Source organism: Anabaena sp. PCC 7938 (assembly GCF_049315035.1).
GTDB classification, from domain to species: domain Bacteria; phylum Cyanobacteriota; class Cyanobacteriia; order Cyanobacteriales; family Nostocaceae; genus Anabaena; species Anabaena cylindrica.
Genome location: NZ_CP186034.1, coordinates 1,479,418 through 1,494,705 on the forward strand (window position 1 = coordinate 1,479,418; position 15,288 = coordinate 1,494,705).

General features: G+C 39.6%; 16 protein-coding genes, 1 tRNA gene and 1 other annotated feature. Of the genes, 6 read left to right on the plus strand and 11 right to left on the minus strand.

Annotation, left to right across the window (positions count from 1 at the left end; all coding sequences use genetic code 11):
• Positions 1–224 precede the first annotated feature (224 nt).
• The 3 genes from ACOWPH_RS06890 to ACOWPH_RS06900 all read right to left on the minus strand — a co-directional run bounded on the left by ACOWPH_RS06890 (position 225) and on the right by ACOWPH_RS06900 (position 2,837).
• Positions 225–767, minus strand: coding sequence for a GTP-binding protein (locus tag ACOWPH_RS06890; protein WP_015214683.1), 543 nt, complete (start codon positions 765–767; stop codon positions 225–227).
• 496 nt (positions 768–1,263) lie between these two features.
• Positions 1,264–1,731 carry a hypothetical protein gene (locus tag ACOWPH_RS06895; protein WP_015214684.1) on the minus strand — a complete coding sequence of 156 codons (468 nt, stop codon included), beginning with the start codon at positions 1,729–1,731 and terminating at the stop codon, positions 1,264–1,266.
• A gap of 242 nt (positions 1,732–1,973) precedes the next feature.
• On the minus strand, positions 1,974–2,837 hold the full coding sequence (locus ACOWPH_RS06900; protein ID WP_015214685.1) for a DUF4388 domain-containing protein: 864 nt from the start codon (positions 2,835–2,837) through the stop codon (positions 1,974–1,976).
• A gap of 214 nt (positions 2,838–3,051) precedes the next feature.
• Here ACOWPH_RS06900 and ACOWPH_RS06905 point away from each other — a divergent pair, with 214 nt between their 5' ends.
• From ACOWPH_RS06905 to ACOWPH_RS06920, 4 genes are all read left to right on the plus strand, one after another.
• On the plus strand, positions 3,052–4,329 hold the full coding sequence (locus tag ACOWPH_RS06905; protein ID WP_015214686.1) for a M16 family metallopeptidase: 1,278 nt from the start codon (positions 3,052–3,054) through the stop codon (positions 4,327–4,329).
• Between the two features lie 94 nt (positions 4,330–4,423).
• Complete coding sequence (locus ACOWPH_RS06910) at positions 4,424–5,296, plus strand: fructosamine kinase family protein (RefSeq protein WP_015214687.1); 873 nt, start codon at positions 4,424–4,426, stop codon at positions 5,294–5,296.
• 181 nt (positions 5,297–5,477) lie between these two features.
• Positions 5,478–6,098 carry a 2OG-Fe(II) oxygenase gene (locus ACOWPH_RS06915; protein ID WP_015214688.1) on the plus strand — a complete coding sequence of 207 codons (621 nt, stop codon included), beginning with the start codon at positions 5,478–5,480 and terminating at the stop codon, positions 6,096–6,098.
• Between the two features lie 83 nt (positions 6,099–6,181).
• The gene (locus ACOWPH_RS06920; RefSeq protein ID WP_015214689.1) at positions 6,182–8,026 is read left to right on the plus strand and encodes a serine/threonine-protein kinase; all 1,845 of its coding nucleotides are present in this window, start codon (positions 6,182–6,184) and stop codon (positions 8,024–8,026) included.
• Between the two features lie 116 nt (positions 8,027–8,142).
• On the opposite strand, the gene rplL is transcribed toward ACOWPH_RS06920, so the two are convergent.
• The 8 genes from rplL to rplS form a co-directional block, all read right to left on the minus strand.
• Positions 8,143–8,532 (minus strand): 50S ribosomal protein L7/L12, encoded by a 390-nt coding sequence (rplL, locus tag ACOWPH_RS06925; protein WP_015214690.1) that lies wholly within the window; start codon positions 8,530–8,532, stop codon positions 8,143–8,145.
• A gap of 81 nt (positions 8,533–8,613) precedes the next feature.
• Positions 8,614–9,192 carry a 50S ribosomal protein L10 gene (gene rplJ, locus ACOWPH_RS06930; RefSeq protein WP_015214691.1) on the minus strand — a complete coding sequence of 193 codons (579 nt, stop codon included), beginning with the start codon at positions 9,190–9,192 and terminating at the stop codon, positions 8,614–8,616.
• A gap of 109 nt (positions 9,193–9,301) precedes the next feature.
• Positions 9,302–9,468: a sequence feature (ribosomal protein L10 leader region), on the minus strand.
• 34 nt (positions 9,469–9,502) lie between these two features.
• Positions 9,503–10,219: a 50S ribosomal protein L1 gene (gene rplA / locus ACOWPH_RS06935; protein ID WP_015214692.1), complete on the minus strand. Its 717-nt coding sequence runs from the start codon at positions 10,217–10,219 to the stop codon at positions 9,503–9,505.
• Between the two features lie 128 nt (positions 10,220–10,347).
• A complete protein-coding gene (gene rplK / locus ACOWPH_RS06940; RefSeq protein ID WP_015214693.1) occupies positions 10,348–10,773 on the minus strand; it encodes a 50S ribosomal protein L11 in 426 nt (141 codons plus the stop codon).
• 6 nt (positions 10,774–10,779) lie between these two features.
• A complete protein-coding gene (nusG, locus tag ACOWPH_RS06945) occupies positions 10,780–11,409 on the minus strand; it encodes a transcription termination/antitermination protein NusG (RefSeq protein WP_015214694.1) in 630 nt (209 codons plus the stop codon).
• Positions 11,409–11,630 carry a preprotein translocase subunit SecE gene (secE, locus tag ACOWPH_RS06950; protein WP_015214695.1) on the minus strand — a complete coding sequence of 74 codons (222 nt, stop codon included), beginning with the start codon at positions 11,628–11,630 and terminating at the stop codon, positions 11,409–11,411. The genes nusG and secE overlap by 1 nt, the downstream gene beginning before the upstream one ends.
• A 189-nt stretch (positions 11,631–11,819) precedes the next feature.
• Positions 11,820–11,892: transfer RNA gene (locus ACOWPH_RS06955), tRNA-Trp, on the minus strand.
• 151 nt (positions 11,893–12,043) lie between these two features.
• Positions 12,044–12,406: a 50S ribosomal protein L19 gene (gene rplS, locus ACOWPH_RS06960; RefSeq protein WP_015214696.1), complete on the minus strand. Its 363-nt coding sequence runs from the start codon at positions 12,404–12,406 to the stop codon at positions 12,044–12,046.
• Positions 12,407–12,755: 349 nt separating this feature from the next.
• On the opposite strand from rplS, the gene ACOWPH_RS06965 reads away from it, so the two are divergent.
• Both ACOWPH_RS06965 and ACOWPH_RS06970 read left to right on the plus strand, forming a co-directional pair.
• Positions 12,756–13,694: a glycosyltransferase family 2 protein gene (locus ACOWPH_RS06965; RefSeq protein ID WP_015214697.1), complete on the plus strand. Its 939-nt coding sequence runs from the start codon at positions 12,756–12,758 to the stop codon at positions 13,692–13,694.
• A gap of 516 nt (positions 13,695–14,210) precedes the next feature.
• Positions 14,211–15,266 carry a glycosyltransferase family 4 protein gene (locus tag ACOWPH_RS06970; RefSeq protein WP_015214698.1) on the plus strand — a complete coding sequence of 352 codons (1,056 nt, stop codon included), beginning with the start codon at positions 14,211–14,213 and terminating at the stop codon, positions 15,264–15,266.
• Positions 15,267–15,288: the final 22 nt, after the last annotated feature.

Here is a 15,288-nt window from a genome sequence, read left to right on the forward strand (position 1 = left end):
TTTGTCCAAGTCTTGCCTGCCCCATATCAATAGCAAGTAGTTGAATAAAATTCAATTCAATTTATTAGTGGAAATAGGAAACAGGGAAAGGGAAAGAGATTCATTAGGTTTTGTTTTACAGCAGAATTCAGGAGTCAGGAGTCAGGAGTAAAACTGGCTTCATGTATAGGTTACAATTTAGATTTTATACCTCTTAACTACGCAAACTGCTGTAGGTTGCTAAATTACATACAATAATTTTTTTGCATTAATTGTTCTACTAGAGCAATAACAGCTTCAGCTACAGATGCTGTTTGAGTGGCATTTACATTTACTATAGGAGGGCGATTTTTATCATCCATATACCCAAGAGCAAAGAAAACATCTTCCTGACTCCAAGCACCTGGGCAGTCAGTATGGGTAAGACCAATAATCATAGGAATCTGCATCCGCTGAGTCATAAAAGTAATAATTTTACGTGCTTGACGAAATTCACCAGGACGGTGGGCTGCTACCAATAAAATATAAGCATGAGCCTTGCGAATTAAAATATCCCACATAAAGTCAAAGCGCGATTGACCTGGTGTTCCATAAAGATGCAATGCCATTTCCTGACCAAATTGCAACCGACCAAAATCAAATGCAACAGTGGTTCTTTGTTTCAGTAATGCTGTTTCGTCAGTTGCACGGGTATCTGTATCTACAACTTCAATTTCACTGACAGAACGTATGAAAGTAGATTTTCCCGCAGCTACTGTTCCCGTAACAACCAAGCGCATAATCTCCATATATTTTTCTCAAAATTAGTTGATATAAAGTTAAGATACTTACCGAAAAAATTCCCCCTCAACTCGCATTATCTTTAAGCAATTACATTTGATTGAGAAATGTAATTGCCAACGCAGAGAATAGAAAAATATTTTTCTATAAATGATGGCAAGATGCTAGATCGGGAATTTTTTATGAGCATTTGATGTTTAAATTAACTCGGCTATCAATTAGAGTAAGCTGTTGTGCATTTAATTTGTATAAGTCTGGCGGGCAAGATGCCCACCCCACAAGATTTAAACATTTTAGGATTATCAAATTTAGGTGCTTAACAGCTTAAAACCAACTGTACTTCATTGATGACACGCTTAATTTCTAAATATTAAAATTCCTTGTTTAGCGGTTTCACTAGCTAAAATTTGTAGAACGGCATCTTCACCAAAACCCATCAAAATACCGTTGAAGATTTGAATAAAATCCTGAATTTTAAACCTGAATTCAGTTACGATATACCTGTTATCCTAAAGGCGTGAATTCAAACACATCATGAGTGCCACCTCGGAGTATTGATTCAGTATGTACTCCTCTCAAACGCTTACCAATTAGTTGTTCAATAGCACCCCAAACTGCGCCCATAGTAAAAGTACATTTACGAGGTGAATTGATTGGTTCACCAGCAGAGCAGAAGGTTTCAGAAGTATAAACTTTAATGATTTCACCTTCAGCAACAATTTTTTCAATTATGCACAAACGAGTTCCTTCTTTACCTAACGCCTGGCTTAATTTATCTGTTACATCATCTAATGAAAGTGAAGATCCTGCTAAACCTAATTCCTCTGCTAACTTTTTGCCCCTAGCACGACCAGCTGTGGTGAGTGCAATAGCTGTAGCCTTTTCTCCTAGAGCTTCTTCCATGCCTGTAATAGCTGCTTTAAAGCAGATAATACTGTTAAAATTGCCTAATTCTTTTCGTAAAACTGACATAATTTCAATTTCCAGGTAGAAGATGATGGACAGTTATATTGACGTAATCATAATGTTGTTATTATCAAAAATACATGATGATTATGCAAAACTTGTGTAAATAAAGTTAAATTGGGATAAAAAAGTAGATATATATATAATTCATAAGGGCAAAGCACAGGAAAATTTTACAAAAATTTAATCTGAGTCTTAATAGTTTAAACTCAGGGTTAGAGCCAAGATCTTTTTGATTTAAAGCTAACTTAAAGCCTGTTTTTGAGAAAACCAACTAGGCTTTTAAGAAAAGACTGACTAACTGTACCTTCTTGTTTACTTTGCTCGTCCAATTCTACTTCAATCATTGCGGATTCTAGTTCATGTAGTTGCTGAGGTGGCGCTTCTAAAAACACAGGTACTTCTTCTACTAAACCTACAACTATAAGTCGAAATGCGGCTTGTTGGATTGTTTCTAAAGGCAACCCTAACTGTTCTGCAATCGCTATAATTGAAACTGTTCCTTTGGTGAATTCCCAAATTTGCCATTCCAGTTGATTTAATCCCAATTGAGGCTTATCATTGATTTTGCTAACTAAAGCATAAGTTGGCTCTGGTAATTTATCTTCAAGGGTTTTCCAGTTACGCAAAACCCTTAAGCCTTTGAGTATAACTTCTTTGGGTATAGCAGTCAAACCAGTCATTTCCATATGAGGTACAGGCGTTTTAGTCTCAAACTCAAATGAACCATTTTGTAATTCAAATAGTTTACAAATTTGTTTTAAAACTTGATAATTAAATAACATTTTTAATTGTTCTGGTTCCAATATTCCTTGGGATTTGAGACACAAACCTGTGGGTTGATTAATTGCACAGACATCTGTAATTCGAGTCACCGAACGCGCATTCATCCAACCCTTTTGTTGGATAATGGATAACAATCCCTTCCCATCTAACCTATTAGCAGCGGCAATAATCAATCCCTGCTGAAACCAAATGTAAAAATTTTGCTCTGGCTGAGACGAATTAGGTGCTTGTGCTTTAATTGCTAGTCGTCCTGTTTTATTTCCTTGCTGAAGTAGTCGAAAGATTTCTGGGAGGGGAAGTTCAGAAAGTAATCCTGAAATAGCCATAGTTTACAGTTTGTTGGGTAGCATATTTAAATATATAGAGCCAAACTGTGGAAAACTTGTGCAAAAGAATTAGGCAGGTGTGAATATTTAGTATTGCCATCCAATGGATATTAAAGCAGTCGGTAATTGAAATTGGATTGTTTTTACAAGGTTTACACCATTAAGAGGGTTGTAAGATATAAGAAGTAACCTAGCCTTTCACTTGCCACTACCAATGACATCAACTTTGCTGAAATTTCCTCGCCTGAATGCGCCAAAGCTACACCATTTACCTAATGGTTTAACAATCATCGCCGAACAAATGCCGGTGGAAGCCGTTAATCTCAGCTTATGGGTAAAAATTGGTTCTGCTGTAGAATCAGATCCTATTAACGGTATGGCTCATTTTTTAGAGCATATGATTTTTAAGGGAACAGAGCAATTGGTAAGTGGCGAGTTTGAAAGACGAATTGAAGAACGGGGCGCGGTGACGAATGCAGCCACAAGTCAAGACTATACTCATTACTATATAAATAGTGCGCCTCAAGACTTTGCAGAATTAGCACCACTGCAAATGGATGTTGTTTTTAATGCCAGTATTCCTGATGATGCCTTTGAGAGGGAACGTTTGGTAGTTCTGGAAGAAATTAGACGTTCGGAGGATAATCCCCGGCGGCGGATTTTTCGTCGGATTATGGAAACTGCTTTTGATTCTTTACCTTACCGTCGTCCGGTACTGGGGCCAGAAGATGTGATTTCTCAACTGAAACCACAGCAAATGCGGGACTTTCATGCTCATTGGTATCAACCACAGTCAGTTACTGCTGTAGCTGTGGGTAATTTACCTGTGGAGGAATTAGTAGAAATTGTGGCTGAAGGCTTCATCAAAAATAACCCGCAGTCAACAGTTAACAGTCAGCAGTCAAAAGTTATTCCTGAACCAGCATTTACAAAAATTGTCAGACAAGAATTTATTGATGAAACTCTCCAGCAAGCAAGGTTGGTGATGATTTGGCGAGTTCCTGGGTTAATGGAACTAAATCAAACTTATGCGCTGGATGTTTTAGCGGGAATTTTAGGACATGGACGGACATCAAGGTTGGTTTATGATTTACGGGAAGAACGGGGATTGGTGAGTACAATTTCTGTGAGCAATATGAGCCATTTGTTACAAGGTGCGTTTTCGGTTTCGGCTAAGTGTGAAGTTGAAGATTTAGCAGCAGTAGAAGATGCGATCGCACAACATCTGCGAAAATTACAAACAGAATTGGTGAAAGAGTCGGAAATTGACCGTGTACGGCGACGTGTGGCGAATAGATTTGTGTTTGGAAATGAAACTCCAAGCGATCGTGCAGGATTATATGGTTATTATCAATCTTTAATTGGCGATTTAGAACCAGCATTTAATTATCCAGATTATATACAAGCCCAGAATGCAACAGACTTGATGCAAGCCGCAACAGACTTTCTTTCCCCAGATGCTTATGGTGTAGTTGTCATCAAACCAGCGTAGGGAAAGGTAAACCCCGCCCTTGATCATCTATTAGTAATCTCTTCTTAACAACTGAAAAATAAGGGCGAATCACAATTCGCCCCCATAAAAAACTATGATTTGGCAAGAAATTGATACTCATATTAGCCAAGTAACTGGCCAAAAATTTCACACTTCACAACATTTATCTGTAAGTGGCGGCTGTATTAACCAAGGTTATGCAGTTAGTGATAGTAAACTCACCTATTTCGTCAAAATTAACCAAGCATCCCAAGTGGCGATGTTTGAAGCTGAAATGCTGGGTTTACAGCAGATGCATAACACAAAAACTATCCGTGTTCCTCAACCTGTATGCTGGGGCATATCTGGTAATTCTAGTTACATTGTGCTGGAATGGTTAGAAATGACAGGTGCTAATAGCAAATCATGGCAAGAAACAGGACGCAAATTAGCAGCAATGCACAAATTTACCAGTCAAAAGGGTTTCGGTTGGGACATCAATAATACTATTGGTTCTACACTGCAAATCAATACTTGGATAGATAATTGGGCAGAATTTTATACTCAGCATCGTTTAAGTTATCAATTTCAGTTAGCAAGACGACGAGGTGGGAGTTTTCCCCTAGAAGATAAATTATTAGCTGCCATTCCAGAATTATTAGCAGATCATCACATCCAACCCTCTTTAGTACATGGTGATTTATGGGGAGGAAATGCGGGGTGTACTATTGACGGTGAACCCGTGATTTTTGATCCAGCCACTTATTTCGGCGATAGAGAAGTTGATATTGCCATGACAGAGCTTTTTGGCGGTTTTCCGGCGGCATTTTATCAAGGATATGAGGAAGTGTTTCCTTTAGATGAAGGTTATGAAAAACGGAAAACACTTTATAATCTCTATCACGTTTTAAATCATTTTAATTTATTTGGTGGTGGTTATGCTTCTCAAGCAAATCAGATGATTGAGCGAATTTTGCGGAGTTTATGAAGTTAAAAAATGTAAGAAGTCAGGAGTCAGGAGTCAGGAGTCAGGAGTCAGGAATCAGGAGTCAGAATGCTCGTGACATCCGTAACGCACCCTACAATACTTAATCCTGTAAGCGCAAGCGCAGGCTACGCCAACAAAAATCAAATAGTAATTCTATAGATAAATTTGTGATTTACGGAATGTGAAATACTATCAACTACAAACCAACGTTTTACCTAATAATTACCTTAATGACTTGTGGGGAGAAATTCAAGCTAGTCCTTACTTTTCTATCAACAATCTCAACCGGGATTTTATCAATACTAAAGGATTTTCTGTAGTGTTTCAGCGTGGGGGAATAAAAACAGTTGAACAGAAATTTCCCTTTTTTAAGCCTTATTTGGATTTAGCTCTTCAGTCAAATTGTAATGCTTTTTACCTCAATCCCTTATTGCTAAAAGAAGGTTCTCGTGTTGATCCACACATAGATCGTTCTTTGCGTTCCTATTGCAAAACTATTGAACCACCTAACATTGTTAGTGTTCTCTATGTGCGAGTACCAGAAAACATGGAGGGAGGAGAATTGGTGCTGAAATCAACTAAACGCCAAGTTGGGAAAGTCAAACCCCAAACTAATACCCTAGTTTACTTTCAAGGCGATTTAACCCATTCTGTTAATGCAGTCAAAACACCGGGAAATCGCTTAAGTTTGGTTTGTGAACAGTATAATTTAAGTGAGGCTGAACTGGAGGAAATTCCCATATTTACCTTAGAATCAAGAGCTAGTCAGCCTACAACGAAGAAACGGAAGTCAACATCTTAGCGCCAAAAGTGGGAAACATCCCATCGCTACATCGTCAAAGTATCTGATATACATTTGGGAAGGCTATCGCATCTAATCCTTTCATGAAACAAATACTGCTAAACAATCGCTATCAAGTTATCCAGATACTTGGTGCTGGTGGGTTTGGGGAAACTTTTCTCGCAGAAGATACCCATATGCCTTCTCGTCGTCGCTGTGTAATCAAGCAACTCAAACCGATTAGTAATGATCCACAAACCTATCAAATTATTCAACAACGGTTTGAAAGAGAAGCAGCTACCTTAGAATATCTGGGTGAAAGTAGTGATCAAATTCCTAAACTTTACGCTTATTTTTCTGAAAATGGGCAGTTTTACCTCGTTCAAGAATGGATTCATGGACAAACTCTCAGCCAGATGGTGGAAGCTAAAGGATATATAGCTGAAACTATTGTTCGGGAAATTCTGTTAAGTTTGCTGTCAGTATTGGATTATGTCCACAGCAAAGGCATTATTCACCGAGATATAAAACCAGATAATATTATTCTTCGCGCTCAAGATAACAAACCAGTTTTAATTGATTTTGGTGCTGTTAAAGAAACTATCCGTACTGTCATCAATCCTTCGGGAAATCCCATACAATCAATCGTTATAGGCACACCTGGATATATGCCGAGTGAACAAGCTATCGGCCGTCCAGTTTACGCCACAGATATCTATAGTTTAGGCTTGACGGCGATTTATTTGCTGACTGGCAAACAACCCCAAGAATTAGAAACTCACCCGCAGACGGGGCAAATACTCTGGCAGCAATACGCTGCTGGGATGTCTTCAGAATTAGCGATCGCACTTACACAAGCAATTGAACCACGAACGAGCGATCGCTTCACCACAGCTAATAAAATGCTCTATGCTTTAAACTCAGCCCAGAATATTTCTCGTCCATCTCCCGCTACCAGCGCCACAATTAGCCTGAGTCCACCCCCTACTACTCTTAAACCAACCCAGTCAATATCTTCACCTGCAAAAACTCCCTTTATCAGAGAAACTAACAATCCCACAAACTGGCAGAAACCTGCTGTGATTTTTGGTAGTGTGCTAGTAGGAAGTTTAATTGGTGCAGTAGCAATTTCTAACATTAACCGTCAGCAGCCACCCACAACTACTGTTGCTACAGAAACACAAACTCCCAATACCTTACCAACAAACTCCCCCGTTGTAGAGTCAATTTCCCCAACTCCGCTGACACCCACTCCCTCAACTGAGCAACGAATCACTTCTCAGCCTTTACCAGAAGCCAATCCTTCTACAGCATTTACACCACCACCAGATCAAGAGCCTATTATTGAAAACACTCCAGCACCCCCAATCCCATCAACACCACAAGTAGAAATAGAAAATCAACAGCAGCAACCGGATATAGTTTCCACAGCGGAAGTATTCACAGATTCTCAGAAACAGCCAGATCAGAAAAAACAGAAGTCACGCGAGCAATTAAGTACTACTAATATCGGGCAAAATGTACCAGCTTTTCCTACAGGCACATCAAGAAGCACCGTAGAAGCAACTCTTGGTAAGAATAAAGATGTAAGAGGCTTGTGGCCTAATACCCGTGCTGTAACTTATAAGGTAGTACCTAACCAAATTGATCTCGGCTACTTATTTGACCGTAATTCTGGCAAACTGCGCCAAACGGAGGCAGCTTTTGCCCAATCTGTAGACCCTCAAGTCATGCAAACCACATTGAATGGAATGCTAGGCGGACAAGCGACGGGAGAAATTCAGCAAGGACTACAACAAATACAACAGCGCCAAAAAGATAATTTTCAGTTTACTCAAGGTTCTGTTAAGGGTCAAATAGTGCGGCAAAACTGCGATTTTATTTACATTAGTATTTGGGATCAAGACTTACACGATTTTGTCAATCCCTCATCAGCTAAACAGTGTTAACAACTGCAATTTTCATAAAAAAAGAGCCTCATAGAGGCTCATCATATAAAAAGGCAACGTAATTTATAATTACTAACTCATAATTCAATTACGAATTACGAATTACGAATTACAAATTACTTGATTACTACCTTACCGCCAGCTTCTTCGACACGCTTCTTGATATCCTCAGCAGCTTCCTTAGCTACAGCTTCCTTAATTGCCTTAGGAGCAGCTTCTACTAAGTCCTTAGCTTCTTTCAGACCTAAACCTGTGATTTCACGGACAATCTTCAGGACAGCAATCTTCTTATCAGCTGGAACTGATTCCAGAACTGCATCAAATTCGGTTTTTTCTTCTACTACTTCAGCAGCAGCAGCACCAGGAGCAGCCATCATCATCATGCCACCAGCGGCTGGAGCAGCACTCACACCAAAAGCTTCTTCAATTTGCTTAACTAGTTCAGAAGCTTCCAGCAAAGTCAAGGTTTTCAATTGTTCTAAAATTTGTTCGGTTGCAGCAGACATGGATATGACTCCTAAATAATTTTGAATTTTTTGTTGATGATTGGTAATTTGTAATTGGAAAAAACTATTACCTATTACCGATTACTCACTAGCACTTTCAGCACTTTCAGCGCTTTCAGAACTTTCAGCGCTACTACCTTCTTCTTTCTCAGCAACAGCCTGTAAAGCGCGAGCCAAAGAACTGGGAACTTCGTTGATACCCACAGCAACTTTAGTAGCCAAGGCGTTGATAGCGCCGGCAATTTGTGCCATAAGTTGTTCTTTAGATGGCAAGTCTCCTAAAGCCTTGACATCTGTTTCTTTCAGCAAGCGACCGTCCATAACGCCACCGCGAAGTGCTGTCTTCTTGGTAACTTTTTGGAACTCTTGATAACTCTTAATTGCTGATGAAAAATCTTCTTTGACTAGCAAAAAGGCAGAAGCGCCATTGAGCAATTCTGACAAAGGCTGCCATTTTTCTTCGTCTTGAATGGCAATGCCCATAAAGGTGTTTTTTGTCACCTTACAAACAGTGCCACTAGGACGTAACCGCCTTCTTAAGTCAGTGATTTCGGCAACTGTTAAACCCTGATAATCAATTACCAGTGCTAAAGTTGACTCACTCAAAGAAACTTTGAGGTCAGCTACAATCTCTTTTTTGTTTTCTAACGTTCTACCCATACTCGTTTCACCTCCAAGGGCAAAATCTTATTAGTGACTGGTGATTTAGTTACTTATTGCTGTTCACTTTTCACTGTCACCTGTAATCTGTAACTTTCTATCCTGACCAGCCGAAAACAACAAACCCCAGCTACATTTGCCGGGGTTTCACATTATTACTTTTAATGGCACAGTTGTTAAACTGTTTTTGTCAAACTTTAGGCCATGAAAGTAGTAACCTCGGCAGGATATTAAGTTATTAGCACCTGCTGTCTCCGGCTTTGCTTATTAAATTGTGGTTCTTGGTTATTACCAATTACCCATTACCAAATTATGCAGCGTCAGTCAGTTTTAAATCTCGTAGGGCGCTGATATCTATTTTAATGGATGGACCCATGGTAGCGGACACATACAATGTACGCCAGTAACGACCTTTGGCCCCTGAAGGACGGTTACGGTCAATAGTCTCTTGCAGAGCTTTGAGATTGACTAACAAATCTTCAGGTGCGAAGGATGCCTTACCAAACATAACATGGACAATTCCAGTCCGATCAGCACGGAATTCTAATTTACCAGCTTTGAATTCAGCGATCGCACTTGCTACGTCAAATGTGACTGTTCCACCTTTAGGTGATGGCATTAAACCGCGAGGACCCAGCAACTTACCCAGTTTTGCCACCATTGGCATTACATCGGGTGTAGCAATTAGCTTGTCGAAGTCCATCATCCCTTTTTGAATATCTTCAATCAGTTCTTCTGAACCAGCTATGTCAGCACCAGCGTTGGTTGCTTCTGTAACTTTTTCACCTCTAGCAATAACTGCCACTCGGACAATTTGTCCTGTTCCTTTAGGCAGTGCCACAGTTGTCCGCAACTGTTGATCTGTATACTTCGGGTCAATTCCTAGTCTGATATGAGCTTCTACGGCTTCTGCGAATTTAGCTGTTGCTGTTTCTTTCAACAGAGCTAACGCTTCTACTGGTGTGTAGTCTCTATCTTCAACTTTTTCTTGCAAAGCCTGCAAGCGCCGTGATAATTTCTTTCCCATTTTTTTCTCCTGGGGTAATTCCGAAGTTTTTAGCCTCTCCCCCGATACACTTTTGGATTTTAAATTTTGGATTTTGGATTGAGTCTAATTTTTAACCCAGTGTTCAAAACTCAAAATTTATTAAGTTTTTAGTCTGTGATGGTAACACCCATGTTTTTGGCTGTTCCTTCCACAATATTCATTGCCGCATCAATATCATTGGCATTGAGGTCAGGAAGTTTGGTTTGAGCAATTTCCCGCAATTGCACTCTAGTGATGCTCCCAACTTTCTTTTTGTTGGGTTCATTAGACCCTCTTTCTATTTTCGCTGCCTTGCGAATCAATACTGATGCTGGTGGTGTTTTGAGTACAAATGTAAAGCTCCGGTCTTCAAAAACCGAAATTTCTACAGGTATTACCATTCCAGCTTGGTCTGCTGTTTTGGCATTGTACTCTTTGCAAAACATCATGATGTTAACGCCATGTTGACCCAATGCTGGGCCTACTGGCGGTGCTGGGTTGGCTTTTCCAGCATTCAGGGCCAGTTTAATGACCGCTACTACTTTCTTCGCCATTTGGATTTAGCTCTGTTTTTCTACCTGATTAAATTCCAATTCTACTGGTGTATCCCTTCCGAAAATCGAGAGTAAAGCTTTTAGCTTACTCCGTTCTGGCGAAACTTCAATCACCTCTCCTTCAAAGTCCTTAAATGGACCAGAAAGAACCATTATCTTATCACCTGTAGCCATATCAATTTTGACTATCGGTTCTTGTTCACTGGTTTGTTTGAAGATGCGTTCAACTTCTAAATGACTCAGGGGTAATGGTTTGACGTGACCGCGACCTTTACCTGTGCCACGTTTTTGTTCTGCTCCCACGAAATTAATTACGTGGGAGGTGTTACGTACCACCTGCCAAGTATCATCATTCATCAACATCCGCACCAACACATAACCAGGGAATACTTTTTCCTCTGCTGGCTGGCGTTTACCATCCTTACGGATTTTCACCGTTGGCGTGTGAGGAATCTCCACTTGGATGATTTTATCAGCTACATCAAAAGTTTGGATGCGCTGTTCTAAGTTTGTCTTCACGCGCTTTTCACAGCCTGAGGCTACTTGCACTGCATACCAGCGTGCTTCCTTATGCGCTGTTTCTAGCGCTTCCTCCGACTGCAAACTGTTGCGTGGTTCATCTGTTGCAGAAGTCATCAGAATACCTGTTTTGCTGCCCAAGCAAACAATCCATCGACCAAATATATCAAAGATGCGGAGAGTGTCACCATTAACAACACAGCTGCTGATTCGCTCACCAACTGCTTCCGACTAGGCCAAACTACTTTCTCAAGTTCTTCTTTTGTTCCTTGGAAGAACTTGTTTAAGCTAAACCCATTTCCGGTTTCTGGCATTTCTGCTTCATTTTTTTTGGCCATGGTCGTTATCCCCCCCGTTTCTTACATAGCTACACCTTGCTATTTTTCATCAAGGTTTACAGCTTTGACCCCATTTGATATGGAAACAAGAAAGCTGCAAGTAAAAAATAATTATACCCGAAATAATCAACGCTTGCTGTTTGTTCAACAGATGCGTTTTTGCTTCGGGCAATATTTTTTGCTTTTGAGCGCGCCCTGGAGGACTTGAACCCCCGACATCAGGTTTTGGAGACCTGCGTTCTACCAACTGAACTAAGAGCGCACAAGCTGTCTTTGTTTCAGTCATTGCGCTGAACTTTTTTAGTTTAACGCAATTTCGACTCTGATTATAACTTGTTTTTGTTGAAAATGCAAATTAGCGGCGGATGCCGCTTGTGGCTTGCGATTGCGCTCCTAAGTTCGATGAGAATAGATCACAAGGCGCGGTCAAACCGTTGCTTAATTCGGGTTGCTTTACCGACGCGATCGCGCAGGTAATACAGTTTAGCGCGTCGTACTCTACCACGGCGTAGGACTTTGATGTTGTCAATTCTGGGAGAATGCAGCAAAAATACGCGTTCAACTCCCACACCTTGAAAAACTCGACGGACGGTGATTGTTTCGTTGATGCCACCGTTACGTTTCCCAATTACCACTCCTTCATAGGGTTGGACGCGATATTTATCGCCTTCTTTAATTTTGACTCCCACCCGAACTGTATCACCCACATAAATAATGGGGATATCTGATTTTAGGTGTTCCGCTTCAATAGAGCGGATAATCTCTTGAGCGTTCATAATTTATCTATATTTCTGAAAAAAACCCACAATCATCAATCATAAATCTATAACCGCCTGACAGTCCAGATATTTGAGATTGTTGATTTTTTGTATTAAACAGGACTTACAGCAGGAGTCAGGAGTAAAACTATCTTGGTGTCTAGGTTTCAATTTTGATTCTGTACCGTATGGCTGAAGTTGAGGGCAAAGTCTCATTAATCTACAATCTGCTGTGGTAGCTAAATTTTAGAAAATAAAGGTCAATTTTAGCTTTTTAATTGGGAACACTAAAATATAAGGCCGGGCTAATTTATCCTATTGACATCACAATATCTGTTGTATTTTTGCATTCAGTTTAGAATTATTTATGAAATTTACCATTCTCATCAGCACTTACAATCGGTTATATCTGCTGAAAAGAGCAATTTACTCAGCGCTGAACCAGACGATTGATTGTGAGATAGTTGTTGTGGACGACTGCTCATCTGATAACACAGATATTTTTGTTAAAAGCTTGGGAGATAGCATAGTTTATCATCGTAACCCAGTTAATCAAGGTCATGCTGCATCTGTAAATACTGGTATGGCAAAAGCTAACGGCGAATGGGTTAAGTTTTTGGATGATGACGACTACTTAGCACCGAATTGTCTAGAAGAAATGGAAAAGGCTATTTCTATCCATCCCCATGCTGTCATCTGTTCTTGTATTGCGGCTCAAGTGGATAGCAAAGAAGTAGAACTCAGTCGCACTCGACCGTCTGGAAATGGTTTAGCTTGCTATATTCCGCAAGCAGATCTTCACTACGGTATGCTCTTAGAACTTGTACCTTTTGGTACACCTGCCCAGGTAGCTTGCCGTCGTGATGCTTTTATGAAAACGGAAGGTTGGGACTCTACACTTAATACTAATTGTGATGATATTGATTCATGGATTCATATTGCCCAGTTTGGCGATGCTATTTTCCTAAATCAATGCCTTGCCTATCGTACTATTTGGAATGGTGCTTATAATCAAAAAATTTCTTTATCTCAACGATTAGCTACAAATATTTTGATGAAGAAGAAGATTTACACCTTAGTGGATGCACAGCATCGCTCTAAAATACCTGATTTTCAAGATATACAGAAATACTTAAAATTGCATTGGATTTTGGTAGCAATCAAGCAAAGAAAGTTTAGAAGTTTATTACCAATACTAGATTTAAGCATCTTGTCTTTTCAGGCTTGGAGAATTTTGCTATCAGTTAGGTTTATACGTCGCTTTAAATTGCGAAATTCTCCAGTTCGCCGAATACCTTTGATTTAGTTAATAATTTTGGTAATTCAATTATTGATGTATTTTTTTTGAGTTTAATATACTGTGGATCAAAACATACTTCTTTTAATTTGATTGCTGATTACTGATGCCGTCAATAAAAGTTTTCTTTATTTACAGGTGACAATTAAAGCTCACAAAAAATATCCATATAGGAATAGAGACAATACAATAATCTTGTATATGATAGAGCAGAAATAGGAACTACAATAACATAAAACTTATGAGGAATAAGATATAAGGAAACTTAGAGGATATCTGAGAAGTGTAAAATATCATGCTTTAGGTTACTTCCTTTAGTTTAGGTAGATACAGAGGATTGCAGATCAATGAGGCTTCTGTGAGCGTTCGACCGAAAAGATTGAGATTTTTGCTTTCATTTTACAAAGCGTCAAAATGACAAAAAATCCTGGGAATAAACTTCTCAAATATCCTCCGAGAAGAAGTTTTAATTTCCTTCTATTTTATTTAAATAACTTCACAATTAAAATAAGCCTTTTCAAGGTTATGCGAATCATACATATATTGAATCATATTCAAGAAATAGGTAATGGTATTGTTAATGTAGCTGTTGATCTTGCGTGTTTGCAGGCAAAACATGGTAATGAAGTAGCAATAATCTCAGGTGGGGGAGAGTATGAAAAACTATTGCATAGATTTGGTGTTAGACACTACCAAATAGACCAAAATCGCCAGCCTGTAAATATAATAAAAGCAGCGGTGGCTTATCGAGCAATTGTACAAGAATTTAAGCCGGATATTGTGCATGCCCATATGATGACGGGCTTAGTTTTAGCACATTTTTTGAAATTCAAAAACAAGTATGCTTTAGTTTCTACAGTACATAATGAATTCCAGCGTGCTAGTTTACTGATGGGTTTAGCTGAAAGAGTAATTGCTGTCAGTAATTCTGTACAAATTTCGATGGTGCAACGTGGTGTACCAGAAAATAAGTTGAGGGTAGTTCGCAATGGGACTTTAGGTAGTCCTCGTACTCGACAAATATCGGATTATCAACCTTTAAATTTACAACATCCTGCGATCGCAACTGTAGCGGGAATGTATAAACGTAAAGGTATCACTGAATTAATTGCTGCTTTTGAGCAAATTGCCCAGGATTTCCCCACAGCGCATCTTTATCTAGTGGGAAATGGGCCCGATAGAGAAATATTTGAAACCCAAGCACAAGCAACCTCTGTCAGCAGTCGTATCCATTTTGAAGGGTTCCAATCAGAACCACAAGGCTACTTACTTTCTTGCGATATTTTTGTTCTTGCTTCTCACCGTGACCCATGCCCCCTTGTACTTTCAGAAGCCAGGGAAGCTGGGGTTGCCATTATTGCTACAGAGGTAGATGGCATACCCGAAGCCTTAGATCATGGTCAAGCTGGCGTTTTAGTACCAGCTAAAAATAGTCAAGCTTTAGCTGAAGCCTTAGTTAAGCTATTAAGTAACCCAGATATCCTCCAAGATTGGAAACATCGGTCACAGGAAAATTTAGAATCGCTCAGTATTGCTCGTGTAAATCAGGAAACATTGGCAGTTTATAGGGAATTGGTGTAGGGGCGTATTGCAATACACCCTA